Origin of the sequence: Bradyrhizobium paxllaeri (assembly GCF_001693515.2) — a bacterium.
GTDB classification, from domain to species: domain Bacteria; phylum Pseudomonadota; class Alphaproteobacteria; order Rhizobiales; family Xanthobacteraceae; genus Bradyrhizobium; species Bradyrhizobium paxllaeri.
Genome location: NZ_CP042968.1, coordinates 2,876,881 through 2,900,857 on the forward strand (window position 1 = coordinate 2,876,881; position 23,977 = coordinate 2,900,857).

Annotated in this window: 3 protein-coding genes; all 3 read left to right on the forward strand. The window is 65.5% G+C overall.

Annotated elements, in window-relative coordinates:
- Genes LMTR21_RS13445 through LMTR21_RS13455 form a run of 3 tightly spaced genes read left to right on the forward strand, consistent with a single transcriptional unit; the run spans position 1 to position 23,961 of the window.
- Complete coding sequence (locus LMTR21_RS13445; RefSeq protein WP_148635966.1) at positions 1-6,573, forward strand: non-ribosomal peptide synthetase; 6,573 nt, start codon at positions 1-3, stop codon at positions 6,571-6,573.
- Complete coding sequence (locus tag LMTR21_RS13450; protein WP_148635967.1) at positions 6,566-22,972, forward strand: non-ribosomal peptide synthase/polyketide synthase; 16,407 nt, start codon at positions 6,566-6,568, stop codon at positions 22,970-22,972. Before LMTR21_RS13445 ends, LMTR21_RS13450 begins: the two co-directional genes overlap by 8 nt.
- Complete coding sequence (locus tag LMTR21_RS13455; protein ID WP_246175451.1) at positions 22,969-23,961, forward strand: alpha/beta hydrolase; 993 nt, start codon at positions 22,969-22,971, stop codon at positions 23,959-23,961. Before LMTR21_RS13450 ends, LMTR21_RS13455 begins: the two co-directional genes overlap by 4 nt.
- The last annotated feature ends 16 nt before the right edge of the window (positions 23,962-23,977 follow it).

Here is a 23,977-nt window from a genome sequence, read left to right on the forward strand (position 1 = left end):
ATGGCTGATGCAGCAAAGCCGAATCTACGCGATCTGGATTCCGCCCAGGTAAGGAAGCTCCTGTCACTGGCGAGAGACCGCGGCAAGAATGCCAACAGGAGTGGTGCCAGTTCGATTCCGACGGTACCACGCGATGGTCCACTGGAACTGTCCTTTGCGCAGCAGCGGCTTTGGCTGCTGGCGCAGCTCGATGGCGCCAATTCCAATTATCATATTCGCGGCGCACTGCGCCTTTCGGGAGATCTCGACGCCGGGGCATGGCGCCGGAGCCTCGACCGGTTGTTTGCGCGTCACGAGGCGCTACGCAGTGTCTTTCGCGTGGTTGACGGGCAGCCGCGGGTGGAACTGTTGCCGGCCCACGAACATCTTCCGGTACTCGAACATGATCTGCGCGGTCACGACGATATCGAACAGGAACTTGCGCGCCTGTGCCGCGAGGAAGCCGGTGCGCCGTTCGATCTCGCCAACGGGCCATTGATCCGCGGTCGCTTGATCCGGACCGCGGAGAGCAAGTATCTCTTCCTGCTCACGCAGCATCACATCATATCCGACGGCTGGTCGATGGCGGTGCTCGTGCGCGAGCTCGGCACGCTTTACCGGGCATTCGCGGCCGGCCAGGACGACCCGCTGCCGCCACTGGCGATTCAGTATCCGGACTACGCTGCCTGGCAGCGGCAGTGGCTTGGGGGTGAACGGTTGCAGCGGCAGGTCGATTATTGGCGTCAGGCGCTGGCGGATGCGCCCGCCGTGCTGGAATTGCCGACCGACCGGCCGCGATCGCCGGAGAGGTCGCTCGCCGGCGCCTCGCTGCCGATCGAGATCGATGCCGATCTGGCGCTCGGCATCAGGCGGCTCAGCCAAACGCACCGCACGACGGCATTCATGACGGTATTGGCGGCATGGGCGGCGGTGTTGTCAAAGCTTTCCGGGCAGACCGACCTCGTGATCGGTACGCCGACGGCCGGCCGCAACCGGCGTGAGATCGAGGGCCTGGCCGGCTTCTTCGTCAACATGCTGGCGCTCCGTGTGGACCTGACGGCGGAGCCGAGCGTGGCGGGACTGCTCGGCCGCGTCCGCACTGCGGCGCTTGCGGCCCAGGATCATCAGGACCTACCGTTCGAGCAGCTCGTCGAGATCATTCAGCCGCCGCGGCGGCTGGAGCATCCGCCAGTCTTCCAGGTCGTGTTCGCCTGGCAGAATAACGAAGCGGCAGTCCTCGAGCTGCCCGGTCTCACGGCCGAGATCGCCGATATCCCGCTGCAGCAGGTCAAGTTCGACCTCGAGCTCAATCTGGGCGAGGTGGATGGGCGCATCGCCGGCACCCTGAACTATGCAACGGCGCTGTTTGACGAAGCGACGATCAGGCGTCACCGGGATTACTTGCTGGCCGTGCTGCGCGCGGTGGTTGCCGATGCGGATCAGATCGTCGATCGCATCGATATCGTCGGCGCCGAGGAGCGCAGACTCATTCTGGACACATGGAACGAGACCGCTGCGCTGTTCCCGTCCGAGCGCTGTATCCACGAGCTGTTTACCGAGCAGGTTCGGAGGGCGCCCGAAGCCGTTGCGCTGGTTCACGAGGACGTTCGCCTGAGCTATGGCGAACTGGATGCAAGGGCCAATCAGCTCGCGCGACATTTGATCGCCTTGGGCGTCGGTCCGGACCAATCGGTCGCAATCTGCCTGCAGCGCGGCATCTCTATGGTGGTCAGCCTGCTGGCCGTACTCAAGGCGGGCGGTGCCTATCTGCCGCTCGATCCGACCTATCCGGCGGAGCGGCTGCGGCAGATCGTCGGGGACGCCAAGCCGAAACTGCTGGTCGTGGATCATATCGGACGCGCGATATTCGCGAATGCGGCGTGCGAGGTTTTGGATCTGGAGGCGAGCGCTTCGGCCATCGCCGGCCTGGCGTCATCCGCTCCGGCTATTACAGGGCTTACATCGCGGCATCTCGCCTACATCATTTACACGTCCGGTTCGACCGGAAGGCCAAAGGGGGTGATGGTCGAACATCGCGGCCTAGTAAACCTGGCGCTGACGCAGCGCGCGCTGTTCGAGGTTTCTCCACGCAGCCGTGTTGTGCAGTTTGCCTCCCTCAGTTTCGACGCCAGCACCTGGGAAATTGTCATGGCGCTGTGCTCGGAGGCTTCGCTGTTTCTCGTCGGACCGCGCGAGCATCAAAACGCCTCGGTACTGCTCGGCTACCTCGCGGATAACGCGATCACGCATGCGACTTTGCCGCCGGCGATGCTGCAAGGGCGCAACGATCTCGACAGGCTGGCGTCGCTGCGAGTGCTCGTTCTCGCCGGCGAATTGCCCAAGGCTGAACTCGTCAAGGGACTGCCTTCAGGGGTTGCCGTCTTCAACGGCTATGGGCCGACGGAAGCAACGGTCTGCGCCACCACCTGGCGGCGGCCGGCGGGCTTTGGTGACGACGTCGTTCCGATCGGCCGCCCGCTTCCGAATACGCGGATCTATCTGCTGGACAGGTTTGGCGCGCCAGTTCCGCTCGGGGCGATCGGTGAGATCTATATCGGCGGGGCAGGGGTCGCTCGCGGCTATCTCAATCGCGCCGATCTGACGGCGGAGCGCTTCGTGCGCGATCCCTTTGCGGGCGATGCGACCGCGCGCATGTATCGCACCGGCGATCTCGGCCGTTATCTGCCGGATGGCAATATCGAATTCCTTGGTCGCAACGATCACCAGGTCAAGATCCGCGGCTTTCGCATCGAACTCGGCGAGATCGCGTTTCGTCTCAACGAGCATCCCGGTGTGTCCGATTCGGTGGTGCTGGTGCGTCACGATCACACCGGCGACCCGCGGCTGGTCGCCTATCTAGCCGCGCGTCGGCGCGATGACGCAACGATCGATGCCGGTGAATTCGCGGCCGCGATGCGCAGCCATCTTCGTGCGTGCCTGCCGGAATACATGGTGCCATCGGCCTTCGTCCGGCTGGATGCGCTGCCGCTGACGCCGAACGGCAAGGTCGATCGCAAGGCGCTGCCGGCGCCGGAGGATGATGCGTTTGCAAGGCGCAGCTTCGAGCCACCGCAAGGCGAGATCGAGGAGGTCGTTGCCGGGACCTGGGCCGAGCTGTTGGGCGTCGAGCGGATCGGGCGCAACGATCACTTCTTTGAACTGGGTGGTCACTCGCTGCTCGCGATCCGCATGCTGGAACGGCTGCAGCGTCATTCGCTCCGCGCCGATGTGCGCATGCTGTTTGCAAAACCGCTGCTGGCCGATTTCGCCGCCGGTCTCGACGACGGTGGAGAAGCCGACATTCCGGCCAACCTGATCACGCCGCGGACGACGGCGATTACGCCTGAGATGTTGCCGCTGATCGCGCTGACACAGTCCGACATCGAGAGCATCGCGGCCAAAGTGCCCGGCGGCGTTGCCAACATCCAGGACATTTACGGGCTGTCGTCACTGCAGGATGGCATCCTGTTTCACCATCTGCTCTCGAAGGAAGGCGATCCATACTTGCTGGTCGGCCAGATGGCGTTTGCAAGCCGCGACTTGCTCGACCGCTATCTCGCCGCCGTTCAGCAGGTCATCGACCGCCACGACATTCTGCGCACGTCCATTGCGTGGGACGGGTTGTCCGCGCCGGCGCAGGTGGTCTGGCGAAAGGCTTCCGTTGATGTCAGCGAGGTGGTGCTGGACGGCGAAAGTCCCGCGCATGAAGAGCTTGCGCGGCGCTTCGACCCGCGCCGCCATCGAATCGATCTTGGTCAGGCGCCGCTGCTGCGATTTGCCATCGCACGCGATCCTGACAACAAGCGCTGGCTGCTCTTGGTGTTGCTGCATCATCTAGTCGGCGATCATTCGACGCTGGAGGGGATGCACGACGAAGTCCGGAAGATATTGTCCGGGCGCGGTCACGAGCTTTCGGCCCCATATCCGTTCCGAAATCTGGTGGCACAATCGCGCGGATCGGCGGCTGCCGCGGAGCACGAACGCTTCTTCCGAGGCATGCTGGCCGATATCGACGAGCCGACCACTCCGTTTGGCCTCGACCGGGTGCATGGTGACGGTGGCGGAATAACCGAAGCGCGGCGAATGCTGCCGGATCAGCTCAGCGCAAGGCTTCGCGCGCTGGCGCGGCGGATGGGCGTGAGCCTTGCCAGCCTTTGCCATCTTGCCTGGGGTCAGGTGGTGGCGCGAAGCAGCGACCGCGAGCACGTCGTGTTCGGCACCGTCCTGTTCGGCCGCATGCACGCGGGCGCTGGTGGCGATCGCACCATGGGCCTGTTCATCAACACATTGCCGCTGCGGCTCGATCTCGACGGCACGACGGTCGAGGACAGCATTCGCGGGGCGCATGCCCGGCTGGCTGAACTGATGGCGCATGAGCATGCCTCGCTGGCGCTCGCGCAACGGTGCAGCGGCGTCGCCGCGCCGGCGCCCCTGTTCAGCTCGATCCTGAACTACCGGCACAATGCGAAGCCGGAGGCGTCGTCCGCGGATCAGAATGGCGCGGGCCTGCACGGCATCGAGTGGCTCGGCGGCGAGGAGCGTACCAACTATCCCCTGATGATGGCAGTCGAGGATTATGGTGAGGCGCTCGGCCTGACCGCTCAGGTCGTCCATCCGCTCTCGGCCGATCGCATCTGCGCCTTGATGCAGCAGGCGCTGGATCAACTGGCTGGGACGCTGGAGCAGGCGCCACGCTCTCCGGTCCGGCAACTGGATGTTCTACCGAACGAAGAGCGCCGATTTTTGCTGGAGACGTGGAATCAAACGAACGCTCACTATCCGCGAGATCGCTCATTCGTCGAACAGTTCGAATCGCAGGTCCACCAATCGCCCGAAGCGATTGCACTGGTGTTTGGCGATGCGGAGCTGAGCTACAGCGCGTTGAATGCGCGCGCCAACCGGCTAGCGCGGAAGCTGCGAAGGCGTCGGATCGGAACCGACGCCGTGGTCGGGCTGGCGCTCGACCGCGGCGTCGAGATGATGGTGGCGCTCCTGGCGGTGCTGAAGGCCGGCGGCGCCTATTTGCCGCTCGATCCGGATTATCCGGTGGAACGGCTGGCGCACATGCTGCGCGACAGCGGCGCGGCGCTGGTGCTGACGCAACGGACGCTGCTCGATCAGTTCGCCCCCGTGCTGAAGGAGACCGGCGCCGAGGCCTGGCTGCTCGATGAGGACGAAGGCGAGGGTGGCGATGAAGGCAATCTTGATGTCGTCGTGCATCCCGAAAGCCTCGCCTATGTGATCTACACCTCGGGCTCGACCGGCGTCCCCAAAGGCGTGATGGTCCGCCACGACGCCGTGACGAACTTTTTGGCGAGCATGGCGGAGCAGCCGGGCATGACGGCCGACGACTGCGTGCTCGGCCTGACCTCGCTGTCCTTTGATATTGCGGTGCTGGAGCTGTGGCTGCCGTTGACGCTCGGGGCCTGCGTGGTGCTGGCGGATCGCGCGGCCGCACATGATCCGGCCCGGCTCAAGGCCATTGTCGCGAGGCAGGGCGTGACCATGATCCAGGCGACACCGTCGACCTGGCGGATGCTGCTCGATCATGACGGCTCATCGCTGCCGGCGAACTGCCGGGTGCTCGCCGGCGGCGAGGCGCTGCCGCCGGATCTGGCGCGGCGGCTGGTGGCGCAGGCCGGCGAAGTCTGGAACCTGTACGGACCGACCGAGACCACGGTGTGGTCGGCCCGCCATCGCCTCGATGCGCAGGATGATCGTCCCGTGCTGGGCGGCCCGATCGGCAACACCACGCTGCACATTCTGGATAACGATCTCAACCTCGCGCCGGTCGGCGTCGCCGGCGAGCTCTATATCGGCGGCTTGGGCCTGGCGCGCGGCTACTGGCGGTGCGGCGCGCTGACGGCGGAGCGCTTCATCCCCGATCTGTTTGGCTCGCCCGGAGCGCGGCTCTATCGCACCGGCGACGTGGCGCGGTGGCGGTCGGATGGCGTGCTCGAATATATCGGCCGGGCCGACCACCAGGTGAAGATCCGCGGCTTCCGGATCGAGCTTGGCGAGATCGAGGCCCGGCTAATGGCACAGGATGGCGTGCGCTCGGCGGTGGTCATCGCCCGCGAGGCCGGAGTGGGGCGTCAGCTCGTCGGCTATGTCAGCGGCGAAGCGTCGCTCGATGGATCAACCTTGAAGACCGCGCTGTCGTCGGCGTTGCCGGATTACATGGTGCCGGCGCGGATCGTGGTGCTGGACCGGCTGCCGCTGACGCCGAACGGCAAGATCGACCGCAAGGCGCTGCCGGCGCCGGATCAGCTTGCGTCGGCCGAGCATGTCGCGCCGCGCACGCCAGCCGAGGCGAAGCTCGCTGCGATCTGGGCCGATCTGCTGCGCCAGACAGACATCGGCGTCACCGACAATTTCTTCGAGCTCGGTGGCGACTCTCTCATTGCCGTCCAGCTCGTCAGCCGCATCAAGCGCGATCTCGGCCATGACCTGCCGCTGAACCGGCTGTTTGAAATGACGACCGTCGAAACCATGGCGGCTGCGCTCGCGCCCGAGATCGAGGCCGACAAGCGCAGCGACGACATCGCCGCGATGCTCGACATGTTGAAGGAAGTCGAACTTGCCGATGAGTGATACCGCCGCCACGCAGAAGCAGCAACTCCGCGACATCTCCCAGCGCTTGATGCGCCTCGATGCCAACAAGCAGCATGCGTTCCTGACGCAGCTCGCGGCGAAGGGCGTCAATCTCGCGATGCTGCCGATTGCGCGCCAGGAGCGGACACGGGCGCCGCTGTCCTTTGCACAATCGCGCCTCTGGTTCCTGTGGCGGATGGATCCGGATAGCGCCGCCTATAACATCTCGGCGACCGCGCGGGTGCGCGGCAAGCTTCAACTACAGGCGCTGCAGCAGGCGTTCGATACGCTGATTGCCCGCCACAGCGCGCTTCGTACGGTGTTTCGGCAAGAGGGCAGGGAAGCCGAGCAGATCGTGCTCGATCCGCAACCGGTCGCGTTGCGGCAGGTGATGCTTGATGGCGATGACCGTGAAGGGCAGGCGCGCCTGCTGGCGCGGCAGGAAGCCGCGCGGCCTTTCGATCTCGAAGCCGGCCCGCTGATGCGCGTAGCACTGCTGACACTGGCCGAGGACGACCATTTTCTCGTCGTCAGCCTGCACCACATCGTGGCCGATGGCTGGTCGATGGGCGTGCTGGTCGACGAGTTCTGGAAACTGTACGCGGCGGCTGCGTGTGCCGAGACGCCAGCGGTGCAGGAACCTGAGATCGAATACGCCGACTATGCCGACTGGCAGCGGCTCTGGATGAACGCCGTCGATGGCGAGCGGCAGGTCAAGTATTGGACCAGCCGTCTCAAGGACCCGGCCGTGCTGCAGCTTCCGATCGACCGGGCGCGGCCGGCGGTTCCTGACCTCGCTGGAGCCGCGCTTCGCATGACGCTCGATCCGGTGCTGGCCGATGGTTTGCGCGCGCTGGCGCGCAAGCATCAGACGACATTGTTTACCGTCCTGCTGGCGAGCTTCAAGCTGCTGCTTTATCGTTACACCGGCCAGTCCGACATTAGCGTCGGCGTGCCCGTCGCCAATCGCCACCGCGATGAAACGCGCGGCGTGATCGGGCTGTTCGTCAACACCCAGGTGCTTCGCACTGAGATCGACGGGCGCGCGTCGATTGCGGACTTCATTGCATCGGTCCATTCGGCCACGGTCGAAGCGCAGGAGAACCAGGACCTTCCGCTTGAGCGATTGCTCGAGATCCTGCAGCCCAAGCGCAGCCTGAGCCAGAATCCGCTCTTCCAGGTTCTCTATAACCACCAGCGCCAGCGCGGATCGCGTAGTCCGCCTGACCGGACCGGGCTTCGGATCGAAAAGGTCGAGCCGGAGATCGAAACGGTCAAGTTCGACCTCGCGCTCGACAGCGAGGAGGGGCCGTCAGGCGAAATCCGTGCGATCTTCACTTACGCAACCGCGTTGTTCGAGACGGCAACGATCGAGCGCCTTGCGTCGCACTGGATCACGATCCTGAAGGCAATGGTTGAGGACGGCGCGCAGCCGATCGCGGGCCTTGCGCTGCTTTCCGAACAGGAATGGACCAGGCTTCGCCAGTGGAACGGGGTGGATGCCGGGACGGCCACGCCGTTCGCGCCGGTGCATCAAACGGTTGCCCGGTCTGCCCGTGAAACGCCCGATGCGCCGGCGCTGATCTTCGGCGACGAGGTAATCTCCTATACCGAGCTTGATCGTCGCGCCAACAGGCTCGCGCACCGTCTGATCCGCTTGGGCGTTGGTCGCTCCGACCTCGTCGGCATTTCGGCACGGCGTTCGCCGTCGCTCGTTATAGCCTTGCTTGCCATCTTGAAGACGGGCGCAGCCTATCTGCCGCTCGATCCCGAGCATCCGGCGAAGCGGCAGCTCAGCACCATGCGCGACGCCGGCGCGCGATTCGTGCTGGTCGATGCAGAAGGTTCAGCGCTGACGTCGCCGTCGCCCGGGATCGACGTTATTCCACTCGATGCGACCGATCTTGATCGTGAGGCCGAGAGCGATCCTGATATCGCGGTGGCTCCAACAAGCCTTGCCTATGTGATCTATACCTCGGGCTCCACCGGTATTCCGAAGGGTGTCGCGGTCGAGCACGGGCCGTTCGCGATGCATTGCGAGGTGACCGCCGGTCTCTACGATATGGACCGGCACTCGCGCGAACTGCACTTCCTGTCCTTTACTTTCGACGGCGCCCATGAGCGGCTCTGGACGGCTCTGACTTGCGGCGCCGCGCTCGTGATGCGCGATGCTGACCTGTGGTCGGCCGAGCAGACGCTCGACGTACTGCGCCGGCAGCGCGTCACCAACGCCGGCTTCCCGCCGGCCTATCTGCAGCAGCTTGCCGACTTTGCGGCCTGGCGCGGCGATCCGCCGCCGGTCGAGCTGTATTCCTTCGGCGGCGAGGCCATGCCGAAGGCCGGCTTCGACAAGGTCAAGCGCGCGCTCAAGCCTCGGACATTGATCAACGGCTACGGCCCGACCGAAACGGTGGTGACGCCGCTGGTCTGGAAGGTCGACGCCAGCGAAGAAATCGACGGCAACTACGCGCCGATCGGCCGTCCGGTCGGACGCCGCTCGGCCTACATTCTGGACAGTGATCTCAACATCGTGCCGGTCGGCGTAACCGGCGAATTGTTCATCGGCGGCGAAGGACTGGCGCGCGGCTATTGGCGGCGCGCCGAACTGACGGCAGCGCGGTTCATTCCCGATCCCTTCGGTGAGCCCGGCGGGCGGCTCTACCGCACCGGCGATCTGGCGCGATGGCATGCCGATGGTGTGGTCGAATATGTCGGCCGTTCCGATCATCAGGTGAAGATCCGCGGATTCCGGATCGAGCTCGGCGAAATCGAGGCGTGGCTGATGCGGCAGGCCGGCGTGCAGGCGGCCGTCGTCGTTGCCCGCGAGGCCGGCGCCAGCCGCCAACTGGTCGGCTATGTCTCAGGTGACGGTGCGTTCGATGAAGCGGCGATGCGCGCTGCACTTTCGGACGAGCTGCCCGACTACATGGTGCCGGTCCGCATCATGAAGCTCGAGCGGCTGCCGCTCACGGCCCACGGCAAGGTGGACCGCGAAGCCCTGCCGGCGCCCGATATATCAGTTGCAACGGCCGCGCATATCGCGCCGCGAACCGCGGTCGAGACGACGCTGGCGGCGATCTGGGCCGAGCTGCTTGGCCAGCCTGTCATCGGCGTCGACGACAATTTCTTCGAGCTTGGCGGCGATTCCATCATCTCGCTGCAACTGGTCGGCCGCGCCCGCCAAGTGGGCCTCGTAATCGAACCGCGTGACGTTTTCCGGCACCAGACGTTGCAGGAGCTGGCACTGATAGCGCGCATCGAACGGCCGGAGAAGGACGTCGCTCCCGAAAAGGATTTTGAGGGCAGCGAGCATCCGCTGTTGCCGATCCAGGCGCGGTTCTTCAGCGAGGACGCCGGCGAACGTCATCACTGGAACCAGGCCGTCCTGCTGATGCCGAAGTCACGGCTCGATTGGTCAATCATGGAACGCACGGTCGCCGCGATCGTGGCGCATCACGCAGCCTTGCGTCTTCGCTTCGAGGAGATCGATGGCGCCTGGCGGGCGACCTATGGTGCCGCGCCGGCGATCTCGGAACTGTTGTGGATTCGAAGCGGTATCCGCGATGCCGCCGAAGTGACGGCAATCGCTGCTGCGGCCCAGGCCAGCCTGTCGCTGGCAGGGCCGCTGTTGCGCGTGGTCGGCATGGACCTTGCCGATGGCAGCCAGCGGCTCCTCGTCGTCGTCCATCATCTCGTCATCGATGGCGTGTCGTGGCGCGTGCTGCTCGAGGATTTTGCCGCAGCGTACGGACAGATTCAGCAAAGCGCGTCGTCGATCGCGTTGGCGATGAGCCAGTCCTACACATCCTGGGCCGCGCGGCTGCGAGCCTATGGTGGCACCGAAGCGTTGGCGGCCGAGTTGTCCTATTGGCTCGAACGGGGGGCGCGCGCCGATCTGCCCTGCGACGATGATCACGGCGGCGTCGATCGGGTTGCCGAGGGCGAGGAAATTTCGCTGGCGTTCGACGCTGATTTGACGACGCGGCTCTTGAAGGAAGCGCCGTCGGCGTACCGGACCCAGGTCAATGATCTCTTGCTGGCGGCACTGGCGCGGGCGGTATCTCGCTGGGCTGAAACTGAGGATGTCGTTGTCGAGCTCGAGGGGCACGGCCGTGAGGATGTTTTCGCAGGCCTCGATATTTCCCGCACCGTTGGCTGGTTCACCACCGCTTTCCCCGTACGTCTGCCTGATGGCTCCGGTGACGACGCTTCGCTGATCAAGTCCATCAAGGAAGAGCTCCGGGCGATTCCGGCCCGCGGGCTGGGCTACGGCATATTGCGCTATCTCGGCACAGAGGCGCAGCGCAACGCGCTTGCCACGCTCGCCGAGCCGCGCATCGTCTTCAACTATCTCGGCCAGTTCGATGCCAGCGTTGGTGAGAGCGCGCCGTTCCGCCTTGCGCCCGAAAGCGCCGGGCCGGCACGCAGCGACAGCGCGCCGCTTGGCCGCTGGCTCAGCATCAACGGCCAGGTGCGGGAAGGGCAGTTGCGGTTGTCGTTCAGCTACGGCCGCAGGCGTTACCGGCGCGCGACGATCGAACGCTTTGTCGAGCACTATGCGGCGGCATTGCGCGAACTCGTCGACCACTGCACGGGCGGCGCCCATGGCATGACGCCTTCGGACTTTGCCCTGTCGGGATTGAGTCAGGCCGATCTCGACACATTGGGCGCAGCAATCGATTGTCGTGAAATCGAGGACATCTATCCGCTGTCGCCGATGCAGCAGGGCATGCTGTTCCATGCGCTGCGCGATGGCGAAAGCGGCAATTATGTCAACCAGGTCGGCCTCGAAGTCCGTGGCCTCGATCCCGGCCGGCTGCGCGCCGCCTGGCATGAGGTCAGCGCGCGCCATGCGGTGCTGCGAACCGGCTTTGCCTGGCGCGAACTATCAGGCGCGGCGCAGCAGGTGGTCTATCGCCATGTGACGCTGCCATTCCTGGAAGAAGATTGGCGCGAACAGGCCGCCGCCATGGACCGCAGCGCATGCGAGGCCGCACTGGCCCGTGCTGCGCAGGTCGAGCGCGCCCGGGGATTCGACCTGGCGCAGGCGCCGTTGCAGCGCGTCCGGCTGATCCGGCTCGACGAAAACCGCCACTGGCTGATCTGGACGCACCACCATATCCTGCTCGACGGCTGGAGCTCGGCGCGACTGATGGCCGAGATATTGCAGCACGAACGCGGCGGCCGCTTGCCCCCGGTGCAGGGGCGCTACCGCGACTACATTGAGTGGCTGCAAAAGCAGAACCGCGATGCGTCGACGTCATTCTGGCGCTCGGCATTGGCGGAGCTCGACGAGCCCGGTTTCCTCGCGGACACGCTGGGAGGACCGGCGACGGACGGATCAGGTCATGGCTCGCTGGACCTGCTTCTTTCTGCGGATCTGGCGGCAAGACTTCAGGCGTTCGCCAAACGTGAGCGCGTCACGCTGAATACGCTGCTGCAGGGCGCGTGGGCGCAATTGTTGCGCCGTCACACCGGCCAGCGCGTGGACTGTTTCGGCGCGACGGTGTCGGGCCGGCCGGCAGAGATCCGCGGGTCCGAGGATATGGTGGGCCTGTTCATCAATACGCTGCCGGTCGTGGATCGGGCAAACCCGCAAACCAATGTGGGGGCGTGGCTTCGCGACCTGCAGGAGCGCAACATCGATCTGCGTGATCACGGCTGGATGCCGCTCTACGAGATCCAGCGTCTCGCGGGCCGATCCGGACGGGCGCTGTTCGACAATATCCTCGTCTTCGAGAACTATCCGATCGATCAGGCGCTGCGCGGCGAGAACGAAAGCGGCCGCCGCTTTGGAAAAGTCGAGCAGGTCTCGATTACCAACTATGCGCTGACGGTGGCCGTGTTCGCCAAGAGCGATGGCATCAATCTGGGCTTCCGCTATGACCGCGGCCGGTTCGATGACGACCAGGTCAGATACCTGCAGGCGTCTCTCTCGCGCCTCCTGGCCGAGATCGCGGCCGATGCCTCGCGACCGCTCGGTGAACTCAGTGGCCTCAATGCCGATGAGACGCGAAAAGTGCTCGGCTGGAGCGGCGGCCTTGCGAAGTCTTCGAATTTCAGCAGCATCGTTGCACAGATTGAGGCACGCGCGGCTGCCGCGCCATCCGCGATCGCGCTGGTGTTTAGCGACCGGGCCGTCAGCTATGGCGATCTGAACGCGCGTGCCAATGGTTTGGCGCGGCGTCTGCGCGACCATGGCATCGGTCGTGATCGGCTGGTTGGCCTTGCGCTGGAGCGCAGCGTCGAGCTGATCGTCGGTGTCCTTGCCGTGCTGAAGGCGGGAGGCGCCTATCTGCCGCTCGATCCGGATTATCCGTCGGATCGCCTTCTGCACATGGTGCGTGACAGCGGAACGACGCTGATACTGACTCAAGGCGGGCTACTGGAGCGCCTGGCGCCGGTGATGGCTGGAGCGGATGCTGAGGCCTGGACCATCGACGAAAAGGTCCGCGTGGAAACGTCGGATCGCAATCTCGCGGTGGCGCTGCATCCGGACAGCTTGGCCTATGTCATGTACACGTCGGGGTCGACGGGCATGCCCAAGGGCGTGGCCTGCTCGCATCGTGCCCTTGCTGCGCGGCTCGGCTGGATGCAGACGGAATATCGCCTCGATGCGGGCGAGACCTTGCTGCAGAAGACGCCGTTCAGCTTCGACGTCTCGGTCTGGGAGATCCTGTGGCCGCTCGCGACCGGCGCACGACTTGCGATTGCCGCGCCCGGCGCGCATCGCGAGCCGCGACTTCTGGCGGACGCCATTATCGCGCACGACGTGACGACGCTGCATTTCGTGCCGCAGATGCTCGAACATTTTGTTGCCGAGCCCCAGGCCGAGCGCTGCGTCTCGCTCAAGCGCCTGTTTGCCGGCGGCGAAGCCCTGTCGGCGGAACTAAAGGCGCGCGTGCTCGCAGCGTTCCCAAATGTGCGCTTCGATAATCGCTATGGTCCGACCGAAGCGTTGATCAACGCGACGTTCTGGAACTGCCGCAACGATGGCGCGGCGCGTGTGCCGATCGGACGGCCGATTCCGGGCACGGTCATTCGCATCCTCGATGCCGATCTGAACATGGTCCCGGCCGGCGTGACGGGTGAGTTGTTCATCGGCGGGGAAGGGCTGGCGCGCGGCTACTGGCGGCGCGAGAAGCTGACGGCGGAGCGTTTCATTCCCGATCCCTTCGGCGGGCCCGGCGAGCGGCTGTATCGGTCGGGAGATCTGGCGCGGTGGCGCGTCGACGGCGCGATTGAATATGTCGGGCGTTCCGATCACCAGATCAAGATCCGGGGTTTCCGAATCGAGCTTGGCGAGATCGAGGCACGGCTGCTGGAGCAGCCCGGTGTCCGCTCCGCGGTGGTTGTGGCGCGCGAGGTCGGGGCCGGCCGCCAGCTCGTCGGTTACGTCAGCGGCGCGGGCGAACTTGAGGAAGCGTCGCTGCGAACGGTGTTGTCGTCCGTTCTGCCCGATTACATGGTGCCGTCGCGGATCGCGGTGCTGGAACGGCTGCCGCTGGCGCCGAACGGCAAGATCGATCGTCACGCGCTGCCGGCGCCTGACATGGCGTGCGCTGGTGCGGAGTACCAGACGCCACGCACACCCGCCGAAGTGGCGCTCGCAGCGATCTGGGCCGAATTGCTCGGTCGGCCCGCCGTTGGCCTCGCCGACAATTTCTTCGAACTCGGTGGCGATTCGATCATCTCGCTGCAGATGGTGAGCCGGGCTCGCCGCGCCGGTTACCTGATCGAACCGCGCGACGTGTTTCAGCATCAGACGCTGGAAGCCCTGGCGCTTGCGGCGCGTGCCGAGCAGCGCAGCGAGGTGGTCGCCGATCAGGGGCAGGTCACTGGCCCGCATTCACTGCTGCCGATCCAGGCCCGCTTCTTTGCCGAGGACGCAGGCAGGCGCGATCACTGGAATCAGGCAGTACTGCTAAGGCCGAAGGACCGCGTCGATTGGGAAGTCATGCGACGCGCGATCGCCGCCGTGGTCGATCATCATGATGCGCTGCGGCTTCGTTTCGAAGAAGGTGAGGGAGGCTGGCGCGCGGAGCACGGCGTTGCGCCGGATGCCGCTGACCTGCTTTGGGTCCGAAGTGCGGTCGATGGCGGGGGTGTGACGGCGCTGGCGTCGTCGGCGCAGGCCGGCCTGTCCATATCCGAAGGGCCGCTGCTGCGTGCGGTCGGCATCGATGTCGCCGATGGCAGCCAGCGCTTCCTGATCGCGATCCATCATCTGGTTGTCGACGGCGTGTCATGGCGGATTCTGCTGGAAGATGTCGCCGCCGCATACACGGAGCTTAAGCAAGACGCGATGGTAGCGCTTCCGTCCAAGAGCCATGCCTATGCCTTGTGGGGTGAGCGGCTGCAGACCTATGCAACATCGCCCGCGCTGGCTGCCGAGCTGTCCTATTGGGTCGATCGCCGCACAGGCGCGGATATTCCCTGCGACGACGACCATGGCGGCATCGATCGTGTCGGCGATGCCGACGAAGTGCTGCTCTCATTCGAGCGGGAATGGACGCAGCGCCTGCTGACGGACGCGCCATCCGCCTATCGCACGCAGATCAATGATCTGCTTCTCGCCGGGCTTACGCGCGCCGTCTGGCGCTGGAGCGGGCAGGATGAGGTCTTGGTCGAGCTGGAAGGTCATGGCCGCGAAGACCTGTTCGGCGATGTCGACATCTCGCGCACGGTCGGCTGGTTCACCACCGCGTTTCCCGTGCGGCTGGCCGGCGGCGCGCAAGAGCTGCCCGCTTTGATCAAGAGCGTGAAGGAGGAACTGCGCGGCATTCCCGGTCGCGGGCTCGGCTACGGCGTATTGCGCTATCTCGGCTCCGAAGAACAGCGCGCGGCGCTGTCTCGCGGTGCCGAGCCCAAAATTGCCTTCAACTATCTCGGCCAGATCGATGGCGGCAGCGACGAGGCGGCATTGTTTGCCATGGCAGCGGAAAGTGCGGGCCCCTCGCGCGACGCATCCAGCCCGTTGCGGCGCTGGCTCAGCGTGAACGGCACGGTGCGCGACGGCCGGTTGCGGCTCTCGTTCGGCTTCGGTCGCAAGCGCTATCGGCGCGAGACGATCGCGCGGTTGGCGGCCTTGTATGAAGCGGCACTGCGCGAGCTGGTCGATCACTGCACCAGTGGCGCCTGCGGCCTGACCCCGTCGGATGTGGCATTGTCGTGCCTTGGCCAGGCTGAGATCGATCATCTCGGGCTCGATTGGCGTGAGGTCGAGGACATCTATCCCTTGTCGCCGATGCAGCAGGGCATGCTGTTCCATGCGATGCACGACGGCGAGCGCGGACTTTACGTCAACCAGGTTGCTGCGGAAATGCACGGCCTCGATGCCGCAAGGCTGCGTCGCGCCTGGCAGGCGGTCAGCGACCGCCATGCGGTGCTGAGAACCGGCTTTGTTTGGCGCGACCTGTCCGGCTCGCCGCAACAGATTGTCTATCGCCGTGCGGAAGTACCGTTTGTCGAAGAGGACTGGCGCGCGCGGGCTGCCGGGTGGGGCCGGCGCGAGTTGGACGTCGCGCTGGCCGATATGTCGCGGCAGGAGCAGGCGGCGGGGTTTGACCTGTCGCGGCCGCCTTTGCAGCGGGTGCGGCTAGTCCGGCTTGGCGACGATCGTCATTGGCTGATCTGGACGCACCATCACATCCTGCTCGACGGATGGAGCTCGGCGCGGCTGATTGCCGAGATAATGCAGCATAGTGGCGAAGGACGGCTGCCGGCATTGCAGCACCGTTATCGCGATTACATTGCGTGGCTGCAGAGCCGGGACAGCGATGCTTCGGCGGCGTTCTGGCGCAATGCGATGGCGAGGCTCGATGAGCCGAGCTTCCTGGCGGAGCATGTGGACGCGGAATCGTCCGGCCACGGCATGCGCGCGCTGGAGCTGGATGCCGCGCTGACCGGGCGGTTGCAACAATTTGCGGCGCGCGAGCGCGTCACGATGAACACGCTGGTGCAGGCCGCGTGGGCGCAGTTGCTGCGGCAATATACCGGGCAGAGCACGGTCTGCTTCGGCGTCACCGTGTCGGGCCGGCCGCCGGAACTCGCCGGCGGAGAAGATATGGTTGGCCTGTTCATCAACACGTTGCCGGTCGTCGACGACGTCAGTCCGCAGCAGAGGGTTGGCTCGTGGCTGCATGAATTGCAGGATCGCAATCTGGTGCTGCGGGAGCATGGCTGGACGCCGCTCTATGAAATTCAGCGTCTCGCGGGGCGTCCCGGACGGCCGCTATTCGACAGCATTCTGGTGTTCGAGAACTATCCGGTCGATCACGCGCTGATGGGGAAGAATCGGCAGATTCGCGTCGGCGAGACCAGGATTGTCGAAACCAGCAACTATCCGCTATTCGCAAGCGTCGGTCTCGATGAGCGGCTGCGGCTGGTCTTCAACTATCAGCGCCGGCATTTCGATGAGGCGCAGATCGCGCGGCTGCAACAGGCCTTTGTGCGGCTGATGGAGGCGTTGAGTATCGATGCCGATCGGCCGGTCGGCACGGTCGTAGCCGGCGATCCCGCAGATGATGCGCTGCTCGTCCGGGCCAACAGCACGCGCCGCGATGAGCCGCGCCGGGGAATTATCGCCCAGTTCGAATCGCAGGTCCGCCAATCGCCCGAAGCGATTGCGCTGGTGTTTGGCGATGCGGAGCTGAGCTACAGCGCGTTGAATGCGCGCGCCAACCGGCTAGCGCGGAAGCTGCGAAAGCGTCGGATCGGAACCGACGCCGTGGTCGGGCTGGCGCTCGACCGCGGCGTCGAGATGATGGTGGCGCTGCTGGCGGTGCTGAAGGCGGGCGGCGCCTATTTGCCGCTCGATCCGGATTATCCGGCGGAACGGCTGGCGCACATGCTGCGCGACAGCGGCGCGGCGCTGGTGCTGACGCAACGGACGCTGCTCGATCAGTTCGCCCCCGTGCTGAAGGAGACCGGCGCCGAGGCCTGGCTGCTCGACGCGGACGAAGGCGAGGGTGGCGATGAAGGCAATCTTGATGTCGTCGTGCATCCCGAGAGCCTCGCCTATGTGATCTACACCTCGGGCTCGACCGGCGTCCCCAAAGGCGTGATGGTCCGCCACGACGCCGTGACGAATTTTCTGGCGACCATGGCGGAACAGCCGGGCATGACGGCCGGCGACTGCGTGCTCGGCCTGACCTCGCTGTCCTTTGACATCGCGGTGCTGGAGCTGTGGCTGCCGCTGACGACAGGGGCTTGCGTGGTGCTGGCGGATCGCGCGGCCGCACATGATCCGGCCCGGCTCAAGGCCATTGTCGCCAGGCAGGGCGTGACCATGATCCAGGCGACACCGTCGACCTGGCGGATGCTGCTCGACCATGACGGCTCGTCGCTGCCGGTGAACTGCCGCGTACTATGCGGCGGCGAGGCGCTGCCGCCGGATTTGGCGCGGCGGCTGGTGGCGCAGGCGGGGGAGGTCTGGAACCTGTACGGACCGACCGAGACCACGGTGTGGTCGGCCCGCCATCGCCTCGATGCTACCGACGACCGTCCTTTCCTAGGCGGTCCGATCGGCAACACCACGCTGCACATTCTGGATAACGACCTCAATCTCGCACCGGTCGGGGTCGCGGGCGAACTATACATCGGCAGGGCAGGATTAGCGCGCGGCTATTGGCGGCGCGGCGCGCTGACGGCGGAGCGCTTCATCCCCGATCCGTTTGGCTCGCCGGGCGCGCGGCTCTACCGCACCGGCGACGTGGCGCGGTGGCGGTCGGATGGCGTGCTCGAATATATCGGCCGCGCCGACCACCAGGTGAAGATCCGCGGCTTCCGGATCGAGCTTGGCGAGATCGAGGCGCGGCTCCTGGCAGAGGATGGCGTGCGCTCGGCGGTGGTGGTGGCGCGAGAGGCCGGGGTGGGGCGCCAGCTCGTCGGCTATGTCAGCGGCGAGGCATCGCTGGATGCGACGGCGCTCAAGGCCGCGCTGTCGGTGGCACTGCCGGACTACATGGTGCCGGCGCGGATCGTGGTGCTGGACCGGCTGCCGCTGACGCCGAACGGCAAGATCGACCGCAAGGCGCTGCCGGCGCCGGATCAGCTTGCGTCGGCCGAGCATGTCGCGCCACGCACGCCGGCCGAGGCGAAGCTCGCTGCGATCTGGGCCGACCTGCTGCGCCAGCCCGACATCGGCGTCACCGACAATTTCTTCGAGCTTGGTGGGGACTCCATCATCTCGCTTCAGATGGTGAGCCGTGCGCGCCGCGAAGGCGTATCGATCGAGCCGCGCGATGTGTTCCGGCATCAGACGATCGAGGCGCTGGCCGCGTTGTCCCGCGACGTCGGCCCGGCCGAGGACACACCGGCATCGGAACGCGGCTCGCTCGCGGGCCTATCCAGCGCGCAGCTCCAACGTCTCGGTCTGGACTGGAATCGGATCGAGGACGTCTACCCGTTGTCGCCGATGCAGCAGGGCATGCTGTTCCACAGTCTGCGCGACGCCGGCAGCGGCGTCTACGTCAATCAGGTCAGCGTCGAGATACGCGGCCTCGACCCCGAACGCCTGGGCCGGGCATGGCACGCGGCGACCGCGCGCCATCAGATGCTTCGGACCGGATTCCTGTGGCGCGAGCTTTCCGGCTCGCCCCTGCAAGCCGTCTATCGCGACGGCGTCGCACCGTTCGAACAGGAAGACTGGCGCGGGCAGGCGATCAGCGACGAACGGATTGCGGCGGCACTTGCCGGCGAACGCGCCGCCGAGTTCGATCTCTCGATGCCGCCGCTGCAGCGCGTGCGGCTGTTGCGCCTCGAGGACGATCTTTACCGGCTGATCTGGACCTATCATCACATCCTGATGGACGGCTGGAGCTCGGCAAGGTTCGTCGGCGAAGTCCTGCAATGCTATTACGGCGGCGCGCCCGCGGCGAACCCGACGCGTTACCGCGATTACATCGCCTGGCTGCTGGCGCAGGACGCCAAGGCGGCCGAAAAGTTCTGGCGCGACCAGCTCAGGGACTTCGATGAGCCGACGCAGCTGGCCGACGCCTTCGGTTCGCGCCGCCACCAGGCATCCGGCCATGAGCGCTGCTATACGCGGCTTGGAGAGGCCGCGACCGCGGAGTTGAAGGCGTTCGCGCGCCGGGAGCGGATCACGCTCAACACCATCGTTCAGGGCGTCTGGGCGCTGCTGCTGCAACGCTACACCGGCCAGCAGACTGTGACGTTCGGCGTTACCGTCGCCGGCCGTCCGGCCAATCTCGACGGATCGCAGCAGATGCTCGGGCTCTTCATCAACACGCTGCCCGTGATCGAAACGCCCTCGTTGGCCAGCACGGTCGGAGAATGGCTGCGCGCGCTGCAGGACCGCAATTCGGCGATCCGCGACTACGAGCATACGCCGCTTTACGACATCCAGAGCTGGGCCGGCCGCGCCGGGCAGACGATGTTCGACAGCATCATCGTGTTCGAGAATTACCCGATCGAACGCAGCATGCACCAGGGCGACGGCTCGCTGCAGTTCAGCGGCCTGAAGAATGTCGACGTAACGAACTATCCGATGGACCTGTCAGTGCTCGTCGAGGACACGCTGCAGATCGAGTACACCTATATGCCGAGCCATTTCACGACGGCACAGGCGGCGCAGATCAAGACGCAGTTCGAACATCTGCTTGTTGCGCTGACGCACGACTCAACGGCCATGCTCGGCAGCATCGATCCGGTGACGGCAATCGACGCCGCGCTTGCCGAAAATTGCAATCGCCACGCGACGCCATCAGCGCCGTTGCCGCTGGTGCATGAGGCGATCAGCAACCATGCGAGGCGCCATCCCGAACGGACAGCGCTGACCATCGGCGGCAAGGTGCTCTCATTCGGCGCGCTCGATGCCAGGGCCAACCGTCTTGCCCATCATCTGATCGCCCGCGGGCTCAAGCCTGAGCAGCGCGTCGGTGTCGTGGTCGAACGTACCGAAGCGACGATGATTGCGCTGCTGGCCGTGTTGAAGGCGGGTGGAGCGTACGTTCCGCTCGATCCGGAGCTTCCAGCCGAGCGTCGCACGTTCGTCATGCGCGATGCCGGCATCACGTTCCTGCTGGCGGAGCAGGTGGACGTCGAAGGCGGCGTGGATCGTCTTAAAACAATCCCGCTTTCCACGTTCGACTTCGATGCGGGGCCGGACCATGCGCCGCAAGCGGCGTTGCATGCCGATAATCTCGCTTACCTGATCTATACGTCCGGTTCGACGGGAACGCCCAAGGGCGTCGCCGTCGCCCACGGGCCGCTCGCCATGCATTGCCACGTCACGGGCAGAATTTACGAGATCGACGAGAACTCGTGCGAGCTGCATTTCCTGTCGCTGGCCTTCGACGGCGCCCATGAGCGCTGGCTGACGGTTCTGTCGCATGGCGCGCGGCTGTTGATGCGCGACGCCGAATTGTGGACGCCGGAGCAGACGGTCGAGAACCTGCACGCGCACCGCGTCAGCCATATCGGCTTGCCGCCGGCCTATCTGCAGCAGGTCGCGGAAGCGGTCGAGCAGGCGGGCAATCCGCCGCCGGTCAAGCTCTATTCATTCGGCGGCGAGGCGATGCCGAAGGCGGGCTTTGACAAGGTCAGGCGTGTCCTGAAGCCACGCATCCTGATCAATGGCTACGGTCCGACGGAAACCGTCGTCACGCCGCTGGTGTGGAAAGTCGATGGCGCGGGCGAATGCGAGACGCCGTACGCGCCGATAGGCGTGCCGGTCGGCGACCGCCGCGCTTATATTCTCGATGGCGCCCTCAACATCATTCCCGCAGGCGTCGCCGGCGAGCTTTATCTGGGCGGCTTCGGCGTTGCCCGCGGCTATCATGGCAGGGCGGGCATGACCGCCGAGCGGTTCGTGCCCGATCCATTCTCGGCGGTGCCAGGGGCGCGGCTGTACCGTACCGGTGACCTCGCGCGATGGCGCGAGGACGGCACTGTCGAGTATCTCGGCCGCAGCGATGACCAGGTCAAGGTCAACGGCTTCCGGATCGAGCTTGGAGAAATCCAGACCACGCTGCTTCGCCATGAGGAGATCGAGCAGGCGGCCGTGGTGGCGCTGCCGGGTGCGACGGGTAATCAGCTCATTGCCTATGTCGCGCCGAAGGCGGCAAGGGACGCGTCGGCAGATGCCGCCGACGCGCTGGCTGAGCGATTGACCTCGTTCCTGAAGCAGGCCTTGCCGGTCTACATGGTGCCGGCGCGGATCATGGTGCTGGAGCGGCTGCCGGTCTTGTCGAGCGGCAAGATCGACCGGCGTGCGCTGCCGGCCCCTGACGCAACAGCGCGAAGCTTCGTCGCGCCGCAAGGGCCCGTCGAAACCGCGATGGCGCGGTTGTGGGCCGATATCCTCAAGGTGCCGCAGGTCGGTGTCACCGATAATTTCTTCGAACTCGGCGGCAATTCGATTCTCAGCCTCAAGGTCGTGGCCCGGCTCCGGCAGGACAAGACGTTCGGCATCGAGATCAAGCTGCGCGATCTCCTGCAGAAGCCCACGATCCGCGCACTGCTTGCCGATAGCGGCGCCGTTTCCGCCGCTGCGACGGCGCCATCGGCGCTGCTGCCGCTGAACGCTGCGGTTCGTGGTGCGCAGCCGGTATTCTCTGTGCATGGCGGCTTCGGCACCGTGTTCGATTATGGGCCGCTGGCGCGCCGCCTCGAAGGGCGCCGGCAGGTGATCGGGCTGCAGTCGAGAATGCTGGTCGACAGTTCGTGGAGCGACCGCTCGCTTGATGCGATGGCCGCAGACTATGCGAACGAGATCAGGCAGGTGCAGCCGCATGGGCCATATAGTCTGGTCGGCTGGTCGCTCGGCGGCCTTCTAGCCAGCCTCGTTGCTGCCGAGCTCGAACGTTCCGGAGAGCGAGTGGAGTGTCTTGTCATGGTCGACAGTTTTGTGCTGCGCCAGCAAAGCGGATCAAACCGGCAGGAAGCGGCGGTCCACTGGATCGATGATCTCGCGGGATTGCTGTCGGCGGTTCTTCCGCGATCTGCAGCCCCGCGCATCGCTCCACATGTGGAGGAGGCGAAAGCCGCAGGGCTGCCGGAGACGTCGGAGAACGTCCGGCGTCTGGTCGCAGAGATATCGGGGGAGGGCGTATCGACGGACGATGGCTCACTCGGCGTCGACGACATCGCCGGCGCTTTTGCCGTCGGGCGACATCTCAAGGTCCTGACGCAGAGCGCAACGCCACCGCGCCGTCTTGCGGCAAGGCCATTGTGCTGGTGGACGTCAAGCCGACTGGCACAGCGCGACCGGCTGGAGGCGCAATTGCCCGACGCCGTCGATCGCGGCGTCGTCGGCGACAACCATTTCACAATCCTCAGGGATGCGCGCCTGCTCGACGAGATCTCCTGTCTGCTGGTGCCGGAGGAGGCCGCATCGACAGCGTCGCAGGACACGGTTCCGGAGCCGGCAGAATGAGCAATCCCATGAATCTTGATCCAGACATCGCAGCACTGCTCGATATGGTGCAGGCGGGCACCGAAAGCGGCGCCCGCATTCCATTTCCGCAACTGACGGCCGTTCAGGCGCGGGCCGATTTCGATGCATCGTCGCCGCTGCTCGATGTCGATCCGCCGGCGCTTGGCTACGAGCGGCAACTCTCGCTGCCGATGCGCGATGGTGTGGTGATCGAGACGCGGCTCTATGCAAAGGAGAAGCCGAGCAACCGCAATCCGGTGCCGGTTCTTCTCTATATGCACGGTGGCGGCTTTGTCGTCGGAAGCCTCGATTCGCATCAGCCCTTGTGCCGCGGCCTTGCCGAAGACAGTGGCGCGGCCGTGCTGTCGGTCGGCTACCGGCTTGCGCCCGAGCACAAGTTTCCGACCGCCTTCGAGGATGTCGTCGATGCGCTGGCCTGGATCGGTCGCGAGGGCCTCGCGGCGGGACTGGATGCCGGCCGCGTCGCCGTCGGCGGCGACAGCGCCGGCGGGACGCTTGCCGCAGCGCTCGCCATCGAAGCCAAAGCGAACAGAAGCCTGCCGCAACTCGTGCTCCAGGTTCTCGCCTATCCCGGCCTGAGCCCCCGGCAAACGTCGGATTCCTACGCGCGGTACGGTTCCGGCTATCTCCTGGAACGCAACACCGTCGACTGGTTCTTCCGGCAATATCTCCGCGACGATGCCGACCGCGATGACTGGCGCTTTGCGCCGCTCGCTGCAAAAGATCTCTCAGGGCTGCCCCCGGCGCTCATCGTGCTGGCCGAATTTGATCCCCTTGTGGATGAGGGGCGCGACTACGCAGCAAGGCTCCGCGCCGCAGGCGTTACCGTCGATCTGCAGATCTATCCGGGCATGATCCATGAATTTCTGCGCATGGGAAATGTCGTGGCCGATGCCCTGCGGGCGCGGGCCGCGATCGGGCAGGCGCTGGCCAGCGCTTTCCATGCTGCCGGCGAAAGGGCGGCCTGATGTGGAAATGCAGCGG

Bases quoted from the DNA above. Each gene is read 5' to 3' on its own strand.
- LMTR21_RS13455 (WP_246175451.1), top strand. From the start codon at position 22,969: ATGAGCAATCCCATGAATCTTGATCCAGACATCGCAGCACTGCTCGAT.
- LMTR21_RS13445 (WP_148635966.1), top strand. From the start codon at position 1: ATGGCTGATGCAGCAAAGCCGAATCTACGCGATCTGGATTCCGCCCAG.
- LMTR21_RS13450 (WP_148635967.1), top strand. From the start codon at position 6,566: ATGAGTGATACCGCCGCCACGCAGAAGCAGCAACTCCGCGACATCTCC.